Source organism: Flavonifractor sp. An112 (assembly GCF_904377885.1).
Classification (GTDB): domain Bacteria; phylum Bacillota; class Clostridia; order Oscillospirales; family Oscillospiraceae; genus Flavonifractor; species Flavonifractor avicola.
In genome coordinates this window covers 40,575-56,636 of record NZ_CAJFGT010000007.1, presented here as the reverse complement: position 1 = coordinate 56,636, position 16,062 = coordinate 40,575, and the positions used below count along the sequence as shown (strand labels likewise).

Annotated in this window: 11 protein-coding genes and 1 pseudogene; 2 read left to right on the top strand and 10 right to left on the bottom strand. The window is 60.3% G+C overall.

Annotation, left to right across the window (positions count from 1 at the left end; translation table 11 throughout):
• From purN to purE, 6 genes are all read right to left on the bottom strand, one after another.
• Positions 1-572: phosphoribosylglycinamide formyltransferase (gene purN / locus IHN22_RS02105; RefSeq protein ID WP_191433245.1), on the bottom strand; the 572-nt coding region annotated here is incomplete at its 3' end.
• Positions 569-1,612 carry a phosphoribosylformylglycinamidine cyclo-ligase gene (gene purM, locus IHN22_RS02100; RefSeq protein ID WP_087189083.1) on the bottom strand — a complete coding sequence of 348 codons (1,044 nt, stop codon included), beginning with the start codon at positions 1,610-1,612 and terminating at the stop codon, positions 569-571. The genes purM and purN, both read right to left, overlap by 4 nt.
• An 18-nt stretch (positions 1,613-1,630) precedes the next feature.
• The gene (purF, locus tag IHN22_RS02095; protein WP_191433244.1) at positions 1,631-3,055 is read right to left on the bottom strand and encodes an amidophosphoribosyltransferase; all 1,425 of its coding nucleotides are present in this window, start codon (positions 3,053-3,055) and stop codon (positions 1,631-1,633) included.
• A 52-nt stretch (positions 3,056-3,107) separates the two neighbouring features.
• A complete protein-coding gene (locus IHN22_RS02090) occupies positions 3,108-4,529 on the bottom strand; it encodes an amidophosphoribosyltransferase (RefSeq protein ID WP_087189081.1) in 1,422 nt (473 codons plus the stop codon).
• A 3-nt stretch (positions 4,530-4,532) separates the two neighbouring features.
• Positions 4,533-5,252 carry a phosphoribosylaminoimidazolesuccinocarboxamide synthase gene (gene purC, locus IHN22_RS02085; RefSeq protein ID WP_087189080.1) on the bottom strand — a complete coding sequence of 240 codons (720 nt, stop codon included), beginning with the start codon at positions 5,250-5,252 and terminating at the stop codon, positions 4,533-4,535.
• Positions 5,253-5,289: 37 nt separating this feature from the next.
• Positions 5,290-5,781: a 5-(carboxyamino)imidazole ribonucleotide mutase gene (gene purE / locus IHN22_RS02080; protein WP_087189079.1), complete on the bottom strand. Its 492-nt coding sequence runs from the start codon at positions 5,779-5,781 to the stop codon at positions 5,290-5,292.
• 372 nt (positions 5,782-6,153) lie between these two features.
• Here purE and cls point away from each other — a divergent pair.
• A pseudogene (gene cls, locus IHN22_RS02075) lies at positions 6,154-7,629 on the top strand (cardiolipin synthase); the annotation flags it as partial.
• A gap of 108 nt (positions 7,630-7,737) precedes the next feature.
• Here cls and IHN22_RS02070 read toward each other — a convergent pair.
• Both IHN22_RS02070 and IHN22_RS02065 read right to left on the bottom strand, forming a co-directional pair.
• Positions 7,738-9,837, bottom strand: a complete 2,100-nt coding sequence (locus IHN22_RS02070; protein ID WP_191433243.1) for a glycogen debranching protein — start codon at positions 9,835-9,837, stop codon at positions 7,738-7,740.
• 56 nt (positions 9,838-9,893) lie between these two features.
• The gene (locus tag IHN22_RS02065; protein ID WP_191433242.1) at positions 9,894-12,140 is read right to left on the bottom strand and encodes a hydratase; all 2,247 of its coding nucleotides are present in this window, start codon (positions 12,138-12,140) and stop codon (positions 9,894-9,896) included.
• Between the two features lie 191 nt (positions 12,141-12,331).
• On the opposite strand from IHN22_RS02065, the gene IHN22_RS02060 reads away from it, so the two are divergent.
• Positions 12,332-13,837 carry an N-acetylmuramoyl-L-alanine amidase family protein gene (locus IHN22_RS02060; protein ID WP_087399362.1) on the top strand — a complete coding sequence of 502 codons (1,506 nt, stop codon included), beginning with the start codon at positions 12,332-12,334 and terminating at the stop codon, positions 13,835-13,837.
• Positions 13,838-13,896: 59 nt separating this feature from the next.
• Here the strand turns inward: IHN22_RS02060 and IHN22_RS02055 are convergent, their stop codons facing one another.
• On the bottom strand, positions 13,897-14,610 hold the full coding sequence (locus IHN22_RS02055) for a FadR/GntR family transcriptional regulator (protein WP_191433241.1): 714 nt from the start codon (positions 14,608-14,610) through the stop codon (positions 13,897-13,899).
• Positions 14,611-14,831: 221 nt separating this feature from the next.
• Positions 14,832-15,974, bottom strand: a complete 1,143-nt coding sequence (locus IHN22_RS02050; RefSeq protein WP_191433240.1) for an acyl-CoA dehydrogenase — start codon at positions 15,972-15,974, stop codon at positions 14,832-14,834.
• Positions 15,975-16,062 lie beyond the last annotated feature (88 nt).

Genomic DNA, 16,062 nt, shown 5'->3' with positions numbered 1-16,062 from the left:
AGAGCGACGGCCTGGGGCAGAATATGCCACTCAGCCTGCTCCATGACCCGGCGCTGGAGTACCTCGGGGGTGTCGCCGGGCAGAATGTCCACCGCTTTCTGGAGGACGATGGGGCCGCCGTCGGGCTCCTCATTCACAAAGTGAACGGTGGCGCCAGTGACCTTCACACCGTAGGCCAGGGCCTTTTCGTGGACGTGAAGGCCATAATAGCCCGCCCCGCAGAAGGACGGGATGAGAGCGGGATGGACGTTGAGGATGGCGTTGGGATAGGCTTGCACCATTTCCTCGGTCAGAATGTGCATGAAACCGGCCAGCACCACCAGATCGATGCCCAGCTCCTTCAGCTTGGCCACCAGGGCCTGGGTCATGGCACGGTTGGAGTCGTAGTCCTTCCGGGCTATCACATAGCCGGGGATACCGGCGTTTTTGGCTCGCTCCAGGGCATAGGCGTCGGCTTTGGAGGAGATGACGGCGGCCAGTTCTCCGCCGCCCAGCTCGCCCCGGTCCCGGGCGCCGATGAGGGCCTGGAGATTGGTCCCGCCGCCGGAGACCAGTACAGCGATTCGGGTCATACCAGTTCCACCCCGGCGTCGCCGTCAACCACAGAGCCGATGACGTAGGCCTGCTCGCCGGCCTGGGCCAGCAGTTCCATGGCCTGCTCCGCCTGAGCGGCGGGAAGGGCCAGGATCATGCCGATGCCCATGTTGAAGGTGTTGTACATATCCCGGGTGGGAATGCCGCCCTTCTTTTCGATGAGGTCGAAGATGGGCAGGCGGGGGAAGGAGTCCAGCTTAATCTGAGCGGTGAGGCCCTCGGTCATCATGCGGGGTACGTTCTCGTAGAAGCCGCCGCCGGTGATATGGCTGATGGCATGAACGTCGATGCCGCCCTTCAGCAGGGCCAGGATCGCTTTGACATAGATGCGGGTGGGAGTGAGCAGGGTCTCACCCAGGCTCTTGCCGCCCAACTCCTCCATGGGGGAGGTCAGGTCGGCGTGCTCCACGTCCAGCACCTTACGGACCAGGGAGAAGCCGTTGGAGTGGACGCCGGTGGAGGCCAGACCGATGAGGGTATCGCCTGCGGCCAGGGCCTTGCCGTCGATGATCTTCTCCTCGTCTACAATGCCAACAGAGAAACCGGCCACATCGTAGTCATCCTCCGCCATCAGGCCGGGGTGCTCGGCGGTCTCGCCGCCCACCAGGGCGCAGCCAGCCTGGCGGCAGCCCTCGGTGATACCGGCCACGATGTCGGCGATGCGGGCGGGATCGTTCTTGCCGCAGGCGATGTAGTCCAGGAAGAAGAGGGGAGAAGCGCCGCCGCAGATGATGTCGTTGACGCACATGGCCACGCAGTCGATGCCGATGGTGTCGTGCTTGTTCATCAGCTGGGCCAGGCGCAGCTTGGTGCCCACGCCGTCGGTGCCGGACACCAGCACGGGCTTCTTCATGCCCGCCATATCGGGGGCAAACAGACCGCCAAAGCCGCCCAGGGTGCCCATGACGCCGGGGATATAAGTGGATTCCACCATGGGCTTGATGCGCTCTACCGACTCATAGCCGGCGGTCACGTCCACGCCGGCGGCGGCGTAGGATTCAGAGTGGGAATTTTTCATACGGAGAAACCTCCTCGATTATTGGGTTTGACCGATTTTCTGTTCAAAGCGGAATTTTTCCCGGGCTTCCGGCACGGGCACCGGATAGCTGCCGGTGAAGCAGCCGTCGCAGAAGGTACAGCCGCAGCCGTTGGCCAATTTATGGACGCTGTCCACGCTGAGGTAGCCCAGGGAGTCGGCGCCGATAATCTTGGCAATCTCCTCCACCGTGTGATTGCAGGCGATGAGATGATCCCGGGAGTCGATATCGGTACCGAAGTAGCAGGGATGGAGGAAAGGGGGCGCGGAGACCCGCATATGGACCTCTGTGGCCCCGGCCTCCCGCAGCAGCCCCACGATGCGGGCGGAAGTAGTACCCCGGACGATGGAGTCGTCGATGATGACTACCCGCTTGCCCCGCACTACGGAGGAAATGGGGTTGAGCTTGATACGCACCTTGTCCTCCCGGTTTTTCTGGCCGGGGGCGATGAAGGTGCGGGCGATATACTTGTTCTTGATGAAGCCGGTGCCGTAGGGGATGCCGGACTGCCGGGCATAGCCGATGGCGGCATCGATGCCGGAGTCGGGCACGCCGATCACGATGTCGGCCTGGACCGGATGCTCTAGGGCCAGGAAGGCTCCTGCACGGAGCCGAGCCTCGTGGACGCCGGCACCGTCGATCACCGAGTCAGGCCGGGCAAAGTAGATAAACTCAAACACACACAGGCTGCTCTTGGCCTTGCCGCAGTGGGTCCGTATGCTCCGCAGGCCGGACTGGTCGGCGATGACGATTTCGCCGGGTTCCACATCCCGGAGGAAGTGGGCGCCGATGGCGTCCAGAGCGCAGCTCTCCGAGGCGAACACATAGCCGCCGTCCAGAGTACCGATGCACAGAGGCCGGAAGCCGTTGGGGTCCCGGGCAGCGATCAGCTTGCGGGGGGAGAGGAGCACCAGGGAATAGGCCCCCTGGATCACATCCATGGCGACGGACACGGCCTCCTCGATGGAGGGGGCTTTCAGCCGGGCGCCGGTGATGGTGTAGGCGATGACCTCGGTGTCGCTGGTGGTGTGGAAGATGGCGCCGGACAGCTCCAGCTTCTCCCGCAGCTCGGCGGCGTTGGTCAGGTTGCCGTTGTGGGCCAGAGCCATGGAACCCTTCACATGGTTGATGACCATGGGCTGGGCATTGGTACGGCTCTTGCGGCCGGTGGTGGCGTAGCGCACATGACCCACGGCCATACTGCCGGGACCCAGGTGCTCCAGAACTTCAGGGGTAAATACTTCGCTGACCAGTCCCACGTCCTTGTGGCTGGTGATGACGCCATCGTCATTGATGGCCATACCGGCGCTCTCCTGGCCCCGGTGTTGGAGGGCATAGAGCGCGTTGTAAGTAACAGAGGCGGCGTGGGTCATACCGGCCACACATACGCCGAAAACACCACATTCTTCATGAATTGTTGCCATGGTTTTTCTTCCTTTGCGTCAGGGGCTTGGACGTGGAAACCGGACGGACCGGTTATTCCTTGCCGGTCCAGCAGTAGGTACAGATTTTGTCGCGGTCAATGCCGATGGCCTCCAGCAGGCCATCCAGAGACTGATAGCCCAGGGAATCAAAGCCCATTTCCTTACAGATGGCCTTGAGCATACACTGGCCTCGCTCTGTGGAGGAGTCGGCATATTCCTCCAGGTGCTGCTGCCCCTCGTCACCCTCCAGGTTCTGGATGGTGCGCCGGGCCAGCAGCTCCATGTCGGAGTTGCTGCGGGAGAAGTTCAGATATTTGCAGCCGTACATGATGGGGGGGCAGGCCGAGCGCATATGAACTTCTTCAGCACCAGACTCGTAGAGAAATTCTACCGTTTCTCTCAGCTGGGTGCCGCGGACGATGGAGTCGTCCACAAAGAGCAGCTTCTTGCCCTCGATGAGCTCGGGCACGGGAATCTGTTTCATTTTGGCCACCTGGTTGCGGGCCGCCTGATTGGCGGGCATGAAGGAACGGGGCCAGGTGGGGGTGTATTTGACGAAGGGGCGGGCAAAGGGCTTACCGCTGCGGTTGGCAAAGCCGATGGCGTGGGGCACGCCGGAGTCAGGCACACCGGCCACGTAGTCCACCTTGGGCAGCTGGCCCTTCTGGACCTCGTCCCGGGCCATGATCTCGCCGTTGCGGTAGCGCATAACCTCCACGTTGACTCCCTCGTAGTTGGAGTTGGGGTAGCCGTAGTAGGTCCACAGGAAGGCGCAGATCTTCATTTTGTCTCCGGCAGGGGCCAGGGTCTCCCAGCCTCTGGCGGTTACCTTGACCACCTCGCCGGGGCCAAGCTCGTAGGCGTCGATGTAGCCCAGCTTGTGGTAGGCGAAGGATTCAAAGGAGACGCAGCAGCCCTCGTCGTTCTGGCCGATGAGTACCGGCAGACGGCCCAGCTTGTCCCGGGCGGCGATGATGCCGTCGGGGGTGAGGATGAGCATGGTGCAGGAGCCATCGATCTCCTCCTGGGCGTGGCGGATGCCGGACACCAGGTCGTCCTTCTGGTTGATGAGGGCGGCGGCCAGCTCGGTAGCGTTCACCTTACCCGAACTCATGGCCATAAACTGGTGACCATGGTCGGAGAAGTACCGCTCAATCAGCGCCTCGGAGTTGTTGATGATGCCCACCGTAATGATGGCGTACAGACCCAGATGGGAGCGTACCAGGAGGGGCTGAGGGTCGGTGTCGCTGATGCAGCCGATGGCGGAACAGCCCTTGAACTCGGCCAGGTCTTTGTCGAACTTGGTACGGAAGGGGGTGTTCTCGATATTGTGGATCTGGCGCTGAAAGCCGATCTTGGGATCATAGACCGCCATGCCGCCCCGCTTGGTACCCAGGTGGGAATGGTAGTCGGTGCCGAAGAACACGTCCATGACGCAGTCGCGCTTAGAGATAGTGCCAAAGAAACCGCCCATGCCTTACTTGTCCCCCATCAGACGGCGCATGACCTCTTCATAGGCCTCTTCGGCGCCGCCCAGATCCCGGCGGAAGCGGTCCTTGTCCAGCTTCTCGTGGGTCTTCTCATCCCACAGGCGGCAGGTGTCGGGGGAGATCTCGTCGGCCAGCACGATGGTGCCGTCGGCGGTCTTGCCGAACTCCAGCTTGAAGTCCACCAGATCGATGCCGATCTCCTTCATGAAGCCCTTCAGCAGGTCGTTGACAGCAAAGGCGTACTTCTTGATGAGCTCGATCTCTTCCTTGGTGGCCAGCTTCAGGGCCAGAGCGTGATAGTCGTTGATGAGGGGATCGCCCAGGTCGTCGTTCTTATAGGAGAACTCGATGGTGGGCTCGTCAAACACGATGCCCTCCTCCACGCCATAGCGCTTGGCGAAGGAACCGGCGGAAATGTTGCGGATAATGACCTCCAGGGGGACGATGGATACCTTCTTCACGGCGGTCTCGCGGTCGCTGAGCTCCTCCACATAGTGGGTAGGCACGCCCTTCTCCTCCAGGCGGCGCATCAGGTTGTTGGTCATGCGGTTGTTGATGGCGCCCTTACCGGTGATGGTGCCCTTCTTCAGGCCGTTGAAAGCGGTAGCGTCGTCCTTGTAGGACACAATGACCACCTGGGGATCGTTGCTGGCGAAAACCTTCTTAGCCTTGCCTTCGTAGAGCTGCTCTTTCTTCTCGTAAGCCATGACGTGATGCTCCTTTTTCTATTCTAAATTGATTTGATTACAGTTTTTCTACAATATGGCGGTCTTTTTCCATCACTTCTTCCGCCATGCGGGCCTTGAACTGGACCAGCTTGTCGGTCAGTTCGGGATCGGACAGGGCCAGCATCTGAGCGGCCAGGATAGCGGCGTTGTCAGCGCCATCCACCGCCACGCAGGCCACGGGGATGCCCTTGGGCATCTGGACCATGGACAGCAGAGAGTCCAGGCCGCCCATCATGGATGTCTTGATGGGAACGCCGATGACGGGCAGGGTGGTGTAGGCGGCCAGCACACCGGCCAGATGGGCGGCCTTGCCGGCAGCGGCAATGATAACACCGAAACCGTTTTCCATGGCGTGGGAGGCCAGTTCCTCAGCGGCGGCAGGGGTGCGGTGGGCGGAAATAATGCGGACCTCAGCGGGAATGCCGAAGGACTGCAGACGCTGGATGCAGGGGCGCATGGTGTCCAGATCGGAGTCGGAACCCATGACAACAGCAACTTTTTTGCTCATAAGACCCTCCTGTATACCTAAAAATTTTTCAGGGCTGGAAAAAATAAATCAGGGCATCCGGTATACGGATGCCCTGACGGTTTCAGACCCTGAGGTTGGACAGGTTGGTGCCGTGGATGGATCGCCAGTTTGCGTAAAACCAGTGCAGTGATGACATCCCCGTACCTCCCCATTTGTTTGATTCATGTAAAATAATATCGGATTTTTTTGTGCTTGGCAAGGGCACTGGTGGATTTTTGTCTTGTTATACAACTTTGACGAAAAAAGGAAGGGGTACGTTGTGGAAGAAGAGAGGAACCGCTCCGAAAGAGGTTGCGTTCCGGAGCGGCAGAGGCTATACTTGCCATAGAAAGAATCCGTCGAAAAGGGGAGGTGGCCCGAGTGAAATCCAGCCGGAACGAGACGGTAAAAAACAGTGTGGGACGAGCGCTGTTCGTGGCTCTCAGCGTACTGCTCCAGGTGGCCTGGATCGTAGGGCTGGTACTGCTGCTCAACGATTATTATTATGCTGTCTCTCTTATTACCAGCGTGCTGGCCTTCCTGGTGGTGCTCAATCTCTATGGCAAGCAGATGACTGGCCCTATGAAGGCATCCTGGATCATTTTGATCCTCTTTTTCCCTGTGATGGGCCTGTGCATCTATCTGATGTTTGGACGTCCCAACTGTACCCGTGTCATGCGCCGGCGGTTTGAGCGCCTCCAGCAGCGGACCCAGGACCTCCTGCCCGACAGTGAGACGGTGCTGGCCCGGATGGAGGAGCAGGACAAGGGGATCGCCAATCAGCTGCGCTATCTCTCACGACGGGCCGGGTTTCCGGCCTATGAGAATACCGATGTAGAGTATTATGCCACGGCGGAAGAGGGGCTGGAAGCCCAGAAGCAGGCCCTGCGGCAGGCGGAACACTTTATCTTTATGGAGTACCACGCCATTGAGGACTCCCAATCCTTCCACGGCCTGGAGGAGATTCTGGTGGAGAAGGTCCGGCAGGGTGTGGAAGTGCGGCTGCTGTACGACGACATGGGCAGCATGGGCTTTATCAGCCCGGCTTTCATCAAGCGGATGGAAAAGCTGGGCATCCAGTGCCGGGTATTCAATCCCCTGATGCCGGTACTCAATATTTTTATGAACAACCGGGATCACCGGAAGATTACCGTCATTGACGGCAAGGTGGGCTTTACGGGCGGTTACAATCTGGCGGACGAGTACTTTAACCTGACGCATCCCTTTGGTTGGTGGAAAGACACAGGGGTCAAGCTGACGGGGGATGCAGTGCCCAGCCTGACGGTGATGTTTCTGACCATGTGGAACGGAATCAAGGAGACCGACAAGGACTTTACCTCCTACCTGCCCAAAGTGGACTATCAGGCCAGAGAGCGGTGTGTGGTGGTCCCCTATGGGGACAGCCCTCTGGACAATGAACGGGTGGGGGAGACGGTCTACCTGAATATGGTCAAAAACGCCAAGGACTATGTATATGCCATTACGCCCTACCTGATTTTGGACGACGAGCTCATCTCGGAGTTGACTCTGGCGGCTATGCGGGGGGTGGAGGTGCGGATCATCACTCCCGGTATCCCGGATAAAACGCTAGTCTACAAGGTGACCCGCTCCTATTATGGATGCCTGGCGGACCGTGGCGTGCGGATTTTTGAGTATACCCCCGGCTTCTGCCACGCCAAGATGATGCTGTGCGACGGGGAGACGGCGGCAGTGGGTACCATCAATCTGGATTATCGCAGCCTGTATCTCCACTTTGAAAACGGTGTGTTCCTCTATGACTGCAAGGCGGTGGAAGATGTGGGGAAGGATTTTGTGGAGACCTTTGCCCAGTGCCGGGAGGTCACAAAGGATTACCGGGGCAGGAAGCTGGGCCTGGGCCGGACGCTGCTGAGGCTCTTTGCCCCCTTGATGCAACAGAAAAAGCCTGCCGGAAATTTTCCGGCAGGCTTTTTTGAATCAACTGCGTCCGCTGACCGCATGAAAGACGGCCACCGAGCGGGGGCCCATCTGCAGTCCATTGCCGCTGAACAGGGGGCCGGCGCCAAAGGGATCAGGGCAGGCGGTGTGGAGCACCAGACTCCACCGCAGGCCGGAGGGCAGCTCAGGCAGGCCCTGCCAATGTGCCTCCCAGTGGGAATTGACCGCCAGCAGAATCAGGTCGTCGGCGGTGTCGTCCTGGTTCCGGCCGGTGAAGAGCACGCCGATCTGCCGGGTCTGCTCATCCATCTTGGCGTTCCAGGCTGCCCCGTTGTGAAGGGACACCGAGGGCCAGCCGCACCGGGCAGGGGCAGTCTCTCCGCGGATAATGGGGTGTGCTTTGCGGAAGGCGATCATTTGCGAGACAAAGTGGAACAGATCCTGGTGGTTTTCCAGCCGGGACCAGTCCAGCCAGGAAATCTCGTTGTCCTGACAGTAGGCGTTGTTGTTGCCAAACTGGGTGTTGGCAAACTCGTCACCCGCCAGGAACATGGGGGTACCCCGGCTGCACAGCAGCACGGCAAAGGCGTTTTTCATCAGCCGGTCACGGAGGGACAGCACCGCCGGGTCCTCGGTGTCCCCCTCCACGCCGCAGTTCCAGCTGTTGTTGTCGTTGGCCCCGTCGGTGTTGCCCCAGCCGTTGGCCTCGTTGTGCTTGACGTCGTAAGAGTACAGGTCGTACAGGGTAAAGCCGTCGTGGCAGGTGAGGAAGTTCACCGAGGCGTTCTGCCGCTGGGAGGGGGGATACAGGTCGGCGGAACCGGTGATACGCTGGACTGCCGCCCAGGCCAGACCTCCGTCTCCCTTCAGGAAGCAGCGCAGGTCGTCCCGGTACTTGCCGTTCCATTCTGCCCACCGGTTCCAGGAGGGAAAGGACCCCACCTGGTACAGTCCGCCGGCGTCCCAGGCCTCGGCAATGAGCTTCACCCGGCCCAGAATGGGGTCGAAGGCCAGGCTCTCCAGCAGGGGCGGCTCAGACAGGGGAGCGCCGTCGGTGTCCCGGCCCAGAATGGAGGCAAGGTCAAACCGGAATCCGTCCACCCGGTACTCCACCACCCAATACCGCAGGCAGTCCAGAATGAACTGACGCACCACCGGATGGTTGCAGTTGAGGGTGTTGCCCACGCCGGAGAAGTTATAATACTTGCCGTCGGGGGTGAGCATATAGTAGATGTTGTTGTCCAGACCCTTGAAGGAGAAGAAGGGGCCCTGCTCGTTGCCTTCGGCGGTGTGGTTGACCACCACGTCCAGAATAACCTCAATGCCGTGCTCGTTGAGGGTGCGGATCAGATGCTTGAGCTGGGTGCCCTCGTGGTTGAACTCCGGAGTGGCGGTGTAGCTGGTGTTGGGGGCGAAGAAGCAGACGGTGTTGTAGCCCCAGTAGTTGAGCAGCTGGCGGCCGTCCACGATGCGCTCGTCGGCCATCTCGTCAAACTCAAAGATGGGCATCAGCTCCACTGTGTTGACCCCCAGCTCCAGCAGATAGGGCAGCTTCTCCAGCAGGCCCTCAAAGGTGCCGGGGTGCTTGACACCGGAGGAGGGATGCTGGGTAAAGCCCCGGACGTGGGTCTCATAGATGATCATATCCCGGAAGGGGAGATGGGGGTCGTGGAAGTCCCCCCAGTCAAAGATATCCTCCACCACCCGGGCGTGGTAGGAGCAGCCGGGGGTCTGGTTCACGCCCCAGATACTCTGGCCGGTGACCGCCCGTGCATAGGGGTCCAGCAGGTATTTGGTTTTGTCAAAGAGCAGGCCCCGGTCCGGGTCATTGGGACCGTCCATCCGATAGGCATATTCGATCTCGTAGATGTCCAGGTCAAAGACGATCATAGAGAAGGTGTTGCCGATACGAAAGTTCTCCGGGAAGGGCAGGATGGCAAAGGGTTCCTGCTGGGTGCGGCGGAAGAGGCACAGCTCGCAGTAGGTGGCGTTGATGGAGTGGATGGTGAAGCTGACTCCGCCGGGCACCACGTTGGCGCCATTCAGCAGAAACAGGCCGGGCCGCACCCGGAAGCCGGAGATGTTGTTGGTGGCGGCCAGGGGTTTGGCGGGCAGAAGGGGGGTGGGCTTTGGGACCATGGGAAAGTCTCCTTTAAAAAAGAGGGGCGCTGCATCGGTGTGCAGCGCCCCGGCTTTTATTTGGCGTAGTAGTTGATGAGGCAGCCCGCCAAAACAATATCACGTTCTTCGCGGGTCATGCCGGGCAGCTTCAGGGTGACGGTGTGCTCCGTACCGTTCTGGATAAGGACGGCGGGGATGACATCGGCGCCGCTGTCCAGGGCGGTGCGGACGCCGGGGATGTACAGCTTGTCGCCGGGCTGGATGTTCCAGTCCTTTACGTCCTCGTTGATGAAGGGCAGCATACCCCAGTTCACCACGTTGGAGCGGTAACGCTTGGTGGCGTACTCAGCGGCCAGGTTGGCCACGCCGCCCAGCACACGCTGGCAGGAGGCAGCCTGCTCACGGGCGGAGCCGTCGCCGGGCTTGAGGGCCATCACCAGGGAGCCCAGGCCGGTGTTGGCGGGATTGTGGCCCATCAGGGCCTCCTTCACCTCGGGGGCCTCGGGGTTGGTACGGCGCAGCTTCTCCACCGCCAGAATCTCCTTGGCCCGGGGCACATACTGGGGATCCTTCCGGCTCAGAGCGAACTCAGACAGCTTGATGGGGTTGGAGCGGTAGGAGGAGGTCTCGCCGGAGGGGATTAGCTCGTCGGTGGTGGTGACGGGATCATAGATGGCGGAGCAAACGGTGAGCAGCAGGTTGTCGGGCAGAGCAACCTGCTCCGGCCAGTCGGCGATGTTGGGACCAAAGACCAGCTCCTGGCTGGGATCAGCCTTGCCCACGCCGAAGTACACCCGGGCCTTGTAGGGAGTGTCGTCATAGGCGAAGGGCTCAACCGCGGGATCAACGGGGGCATTGGGCAGCTCGTCGGCTCCGGTGAGGGCGCCGCCGTTGAGGGCGGTAGCGGCGATGGAACGGGCGTCCATCAGGGCCACATAGGACACCTGGCCATCGGAAGGCTTGGAGCCCTCCCGGTTGGGGAAGTTGCGGGTGGAGTGGCGGATGGAGAAGGCACCGTTGGCGGGCACGTCGCCGGCGCCGAAGCAGGGACCGCAGAAGCAGGAGCGGATGGAGGCGCCAGCCGCCATCAGGGAGGCGATGTAGCCACGCTTTGTCAGCTCCAGGTTGACGGGCTGGCTGGTGGGGTAGACGGACAGCCAGAAGGCGTCGGAGCCGATGGCGTGGCCGTCCAGCACCTGGGCTGCCCGGACAATGTTTTGATAGGTGCCGCCGGAGCAGCCGGCGATGACACCCTGATCCACCATGAACTTGCCGTCCACGATCTTGTCCAGCAGGGAGGCAGGCTTGCTCTTCAGCTTCAGCTGGTGCATGGTATCCTCGTCCACCTGATGGAGCAGGTCGGCCATGTTCTCCTTAAACTCCTGGATGGTGTAGGCATTAGAGGGATGGAAGGGCAGGGCGATCATGGGCCGGATCTTGTCCAGCTCCACATGGATGACGCCGTCATAGTAGGCGCCGTCAGCGGGGGCCTGGGGCTTGAACTCGCCGCCGCGGCCCAGCACCGCCAGGTGGTCCTTCAGGGTGTCGTCGGCCACCCACACGGAGGACAGGCAGGTGGTCTCAGTGGTCATGACGTCAATGCCGGAGCGGTAGTCCATGGACAGGTTGGCCACGCCGGGACCGAAGAACTCCATGACGGCATTCTTGACGGTGCCGTCCTTGAAGGTGGAGCGGATCAGCTCCAGAGCCACGTCCTGGGGACCCACGCCGGGGATGGGGGCGCCGGTGAGATAGATGGCGATGACCTTGGGATAGCTGATGTTGTAGGTCTTTTCCAGCAGCTGCCGGGCCAGCTCGGGACCGCCCTCGCCGATGGCCATGGTGCCGTAGGCACCGTAGCGGGTGTGGGAGTCGGAGCCCAGGATCATCTTGCCGGGGGCGGCGTACCGCTCTCTCATATAGGAGTGGATCACGCTCTGGTGGGCGGGGACGAACTCGCCGCCGTACTTCTTGGCAGCGGACAGACCGAACACATGGTCGTCCTCATTGATGGTGCCGCCCACGGCGCACAGGGAGTTGTGGCAGTTGGTGAGCACATAGGGGAGCGGGAACTCCTTCATGCCGGAAGCCCGGGCGGTCTGGATGATGCCGACGTAGGTGATGTCATGGGAGGCCATGGCGTCGAACTTGATGGCCAGACTGTCCATAGAATCGCTGGTGTTATGGGCCTTCAGAATGGAATAGGCCATGGTGCCTTTCTTTGCCTCCTCGGGAGCGGGCAGGCCGGCGGCGGGGCCGTCCTGGACAGGCACAAAGGCGTTGTTTTTATAGTAGACGCCCTGACGGGTGATGTTCAGCATATGATTCCCTCCGATGCTCTTGAATTATCTTTCATCATACCAACTTTTTCTTGCAAGTGCAAGAGCTTTGTCCGTCATTTTCTGGATGATGAAATTTATGTCAACTTTTTCTGCCGGTGTTTTCTTGACGGCTCTATGGGAAATAGGATAAAATATGTCGAAGATATCCCAGTTCTGGCAAGGAGCATACCATGAAGAAACGCATATTTACGCTGTTTTTGCTGCTGGCGGTGGTAGTTGGACTATTTCCGGCCGCTATGGCGGCGGGGACGGAGCAAATCACCGTCCGGTTTTACGATGAGGTGAGCCAGCGTTACAGTGAACCTACAGTGACCGATCGTGCCAATTTGACTCTGGACGGGGAGGCGTTGATACCGGAGGACGTGCCGGCGCTGGCCTACTATCCGGAGGGAAGCACCAACGGCCGTACCCTGGTGCCTGTCCGGCTCATCTCCGAGGCACTGGACGCTACAGTGACCTGGGTGCCTGAGACCCGGCAGATCATCATCCTGCGGGAGGAGAGCACCATTGTACTGACGGCAGGCAGCGCCACGGCCCTGGTGGACGGCCAAGCGGTGGAGCTGCCCGACGGAGTGCCCGCCGGCGGCGTCATGTGGGATGGCAAGGAGAGCACCATGGTACCCCTCCGCTTTGTGTCCGAGCAGTTGGGGGCCGGTGTGGAATGGGTGGGGGAGACGGCCACAGTGGCCATTACCTCCCCGGAGGAGCCTCAGCAGCCCGATCCCACCCAGCCCCAGGAGGGAGATCTGGGGTGGATTACCGAATTGTCTTTTGATGAGGAGGAGCAGACCTTTACCATCACCGCCGACCATACGCCCAAGTACCGCATTGTGGACCTGGGGGACCGGCTGGCCATAGACTTGCTGGGGGCAGTGTACGCCCCGGCGGTAGGGAAAGATCTGACGCTTCAGGTGGAGAGCGACTCCATTGAGAAGATCCGCTGTTCCCAGCATGGGGATGATCTGGGCTACGGGTATCCCCACACCTTGCGGGTGGTGCTGGACCTGGCCTCCGGTGTCAGCTATGCACAGAATCTGTCCGTATCTTCCGGTGGGAATCAGGTGCGAGTCAGCGTCACCGATGTGCCGGAAGAGCCGGAGGTGCCCCCTCTGGATCCGAGCAAGATTACCATTGCCATTGATCCCGGCCACGGCGGCAATCAGCCGGGTGCGGTCTATCCCGATGAAAATGGAAATGATGTAAAGGAAAAAGATCTGACCCTGCCCATGTCCCTGATGCTGGCAGATATCCTGGAGGAGCGGGGGTACAACGTGGTACTTACCCGGACGGGGGACGACTCGGTGAGCCTGGCCGACCGGGCCAAGATGGCCAACGCCGCTCAGGCGGAGGTCTTTGTCAGCATCCACTGCAATGCCCTGGACCGGACAGATTATGAGGGGATCTTTACCTATTATTATCCCAACAGCACCCGGGGTGAGGCCTTGGCCAAGCAGGTGCAGGCCGGGGTAGTAGCCGCCACCGGCGGCATCGGGCGTGGTACCCCCTCCGCCAATTTCCAGGTGCTGCGGGAGACCACCATGCCCGCCGTGCTGGTGGAAACCGGATTCATGACCCATCCGGGAGAGCTGGCCCGGTTGTGCGACCCTGATTACCAGCAAAAGATCGCCCAGGGCATCGCCGACGGTGTGGAGGCCTATCTGAAAGCGGAGACATAAAGAAAAAACAGCGCTTCATCTGCATCATCAGATGAAGCGCTGTTTTTTTGAAAAAAGGATTAAAAAATCTTGCGTCCGGCCAGTTCATCCTTCTGGATGGAGGTGTTGACTATCTCGAAGTGGGTGAAGGTGGCTCGGATGGCGGCCAGCTCATCATGGTCGGCCAGGGCTTGGGCCAGTTGGATATGGGCGTTGTGCAGGAGGGAGGCCTGTTCCTTTTCCTCCATGATGCGGACGTAGACGGTGCCGATAAAATCATTTACGGTGGCCCGGATAGCGCCGAACAGGGAGCGGATCAACTTGTTGCCCGAGGCGTCGCACAGCAGGTTGTGAAATTCCTGGTCATAGTGGGAGGCCTTTTCTGCATCCGTTTCATCCCGCATTTTTACAGCCAGTTCCATCAGGCGGGCGGCCTGGCCGGGCAGAATACGGTTGGCGGCCAGACGTGCGGTCTCACTTTCCAGACCGCGGCGCAGCTGGCTGACCTGCAGGTAGTTGGTTTCACCCAGCAGCAGCATCATGCGGAAACTGGCGCTCAGGTTTTGTTCCAGGTCGCAGGTGAGGAAGTTGCCAGCACCGTGGACGCTGGAGATAAAGCCCATCAGACTCATGGTGCGCAGGGCTTCCCGGACGGAATTGCGGCTGACGCCCAGCAGTTCGGCCAGATCCCGTTCAGGGGGCAGGCACTCACCCCGTTTCAGATTGCCTTTCCAGATTTCACTCTGGATATAATTGACTACCTTTTCATAGGTGCGTTCCGATCGTTCGTTCATGGAGCCTCCAAATTCGAGCATTTTCTATAACCTAACTATTATATCATAAAAAATATCACGACACAACTGCAACCCGCAGGACCAGATTTGGAGAGAAGACAGAAACACCGGCAAGGATGGATCGGCCTTGTCGGTGTCTCTGCGTTCATATGGAGGAAGACGATACGCGGAGCAGGTCCGCGAGAATAAACCGGGCAAGCGGTTTATTCACAAAAGGGAAATTATTTGACGCCCATCCAACCGGAGATGACCATACGCTGGACCTCAGAGGTGCCCTCGTAGATCTCGGTGATCTTGGCGTCGCGCATCATGCGCTCAAAGGGATACTCACGGGTGTAGCCGTAGCCGCCCACCAGCTGGAGGCAGCGGCGGGTCACGTCGCTGGCGGCCTCGGAGGCGTACAGCTTGCCCATAGCGGCCAGATGGCTGTAGGGCTCGCCATCCTGCTTGGCCTGAGCGGCGCGATAGATGAGCAGACGGGCGGCGTCCACCTTGGCCTGCATATCGGCCAGCTGGAACTGGGTGTTCTGGAACTGGCTGATGCGCTTACCGAACTGGATGCGCTCCTTGGTGTACTTTACGGTCTGGTCGATGCAGCCCTGAGCGATACCCAGAGCCTGGGCGCCGATGCCGATACGGCCGCCGTCCAGAGTCATCATAGCGATCTTGAAGCCCTTGCCGATCTCGCCCAGCAGGTTCTCCTTGGGAATCTTGCAGTTGTCAAAGATCAGCTCGCAGGTGGAAGAACCGCGGATGCCCATCTTCTTCTCGTGAGCGCCCACGCTGAAGCCAGGAGCATCACGGTCCACGATGAAGGCGGAGATGCCCTTGGTGCCCAGAGACTTGTCGGTCATGGCGAAGACCACGAACACAGAGGCAAAACCGGCGTTGGTGATGAAGATCTTGGAGCCGTTGAGCAGCCAGTGATCACCCTTATCCTCGGCGACGGTCTTCTGCATGGCGGCGTCGGTGCCGGCGCCGGGCTCGGTCAGACCGAAAGCGCCCAGCGTCTCGCCGGAGCACAGGCCGGGCAGATACTTCTGCTTCTGCTCCTCAGTGCCGAACTGGTAGATAGGCCAGGTGCACAGGGAAGTATGAGCGGAAACCATGACGGAGGTGGTGGCGCAGTGCTTGGCCAACTCCTCGCAGCAGCCGATGTAGGTCAGGTAGCTCATGCCGGCGCCGCCGTACTCCTCGGGGAAGGGAACGCCCATCATGCCCATGTCGGCCAGCTTGTGCCAGGTCTCCTCGGGGAAACGCTCATCCTCGTCGACCTCGGCGGCAATGGGAGCCACTTCCTTGAGGGCGAAGTCGTGGAGCATATCAATGATTTCCTGCTCTTCTTCGTTGAACTTAAAATTCATAACGCAGCACTCCTTATTGTGTGGTGCGGGCCCGGGCCCCGCCGGTAAGGCGGGGGAGAGGAGGTGACCCGGACCCGCAGGATATCCG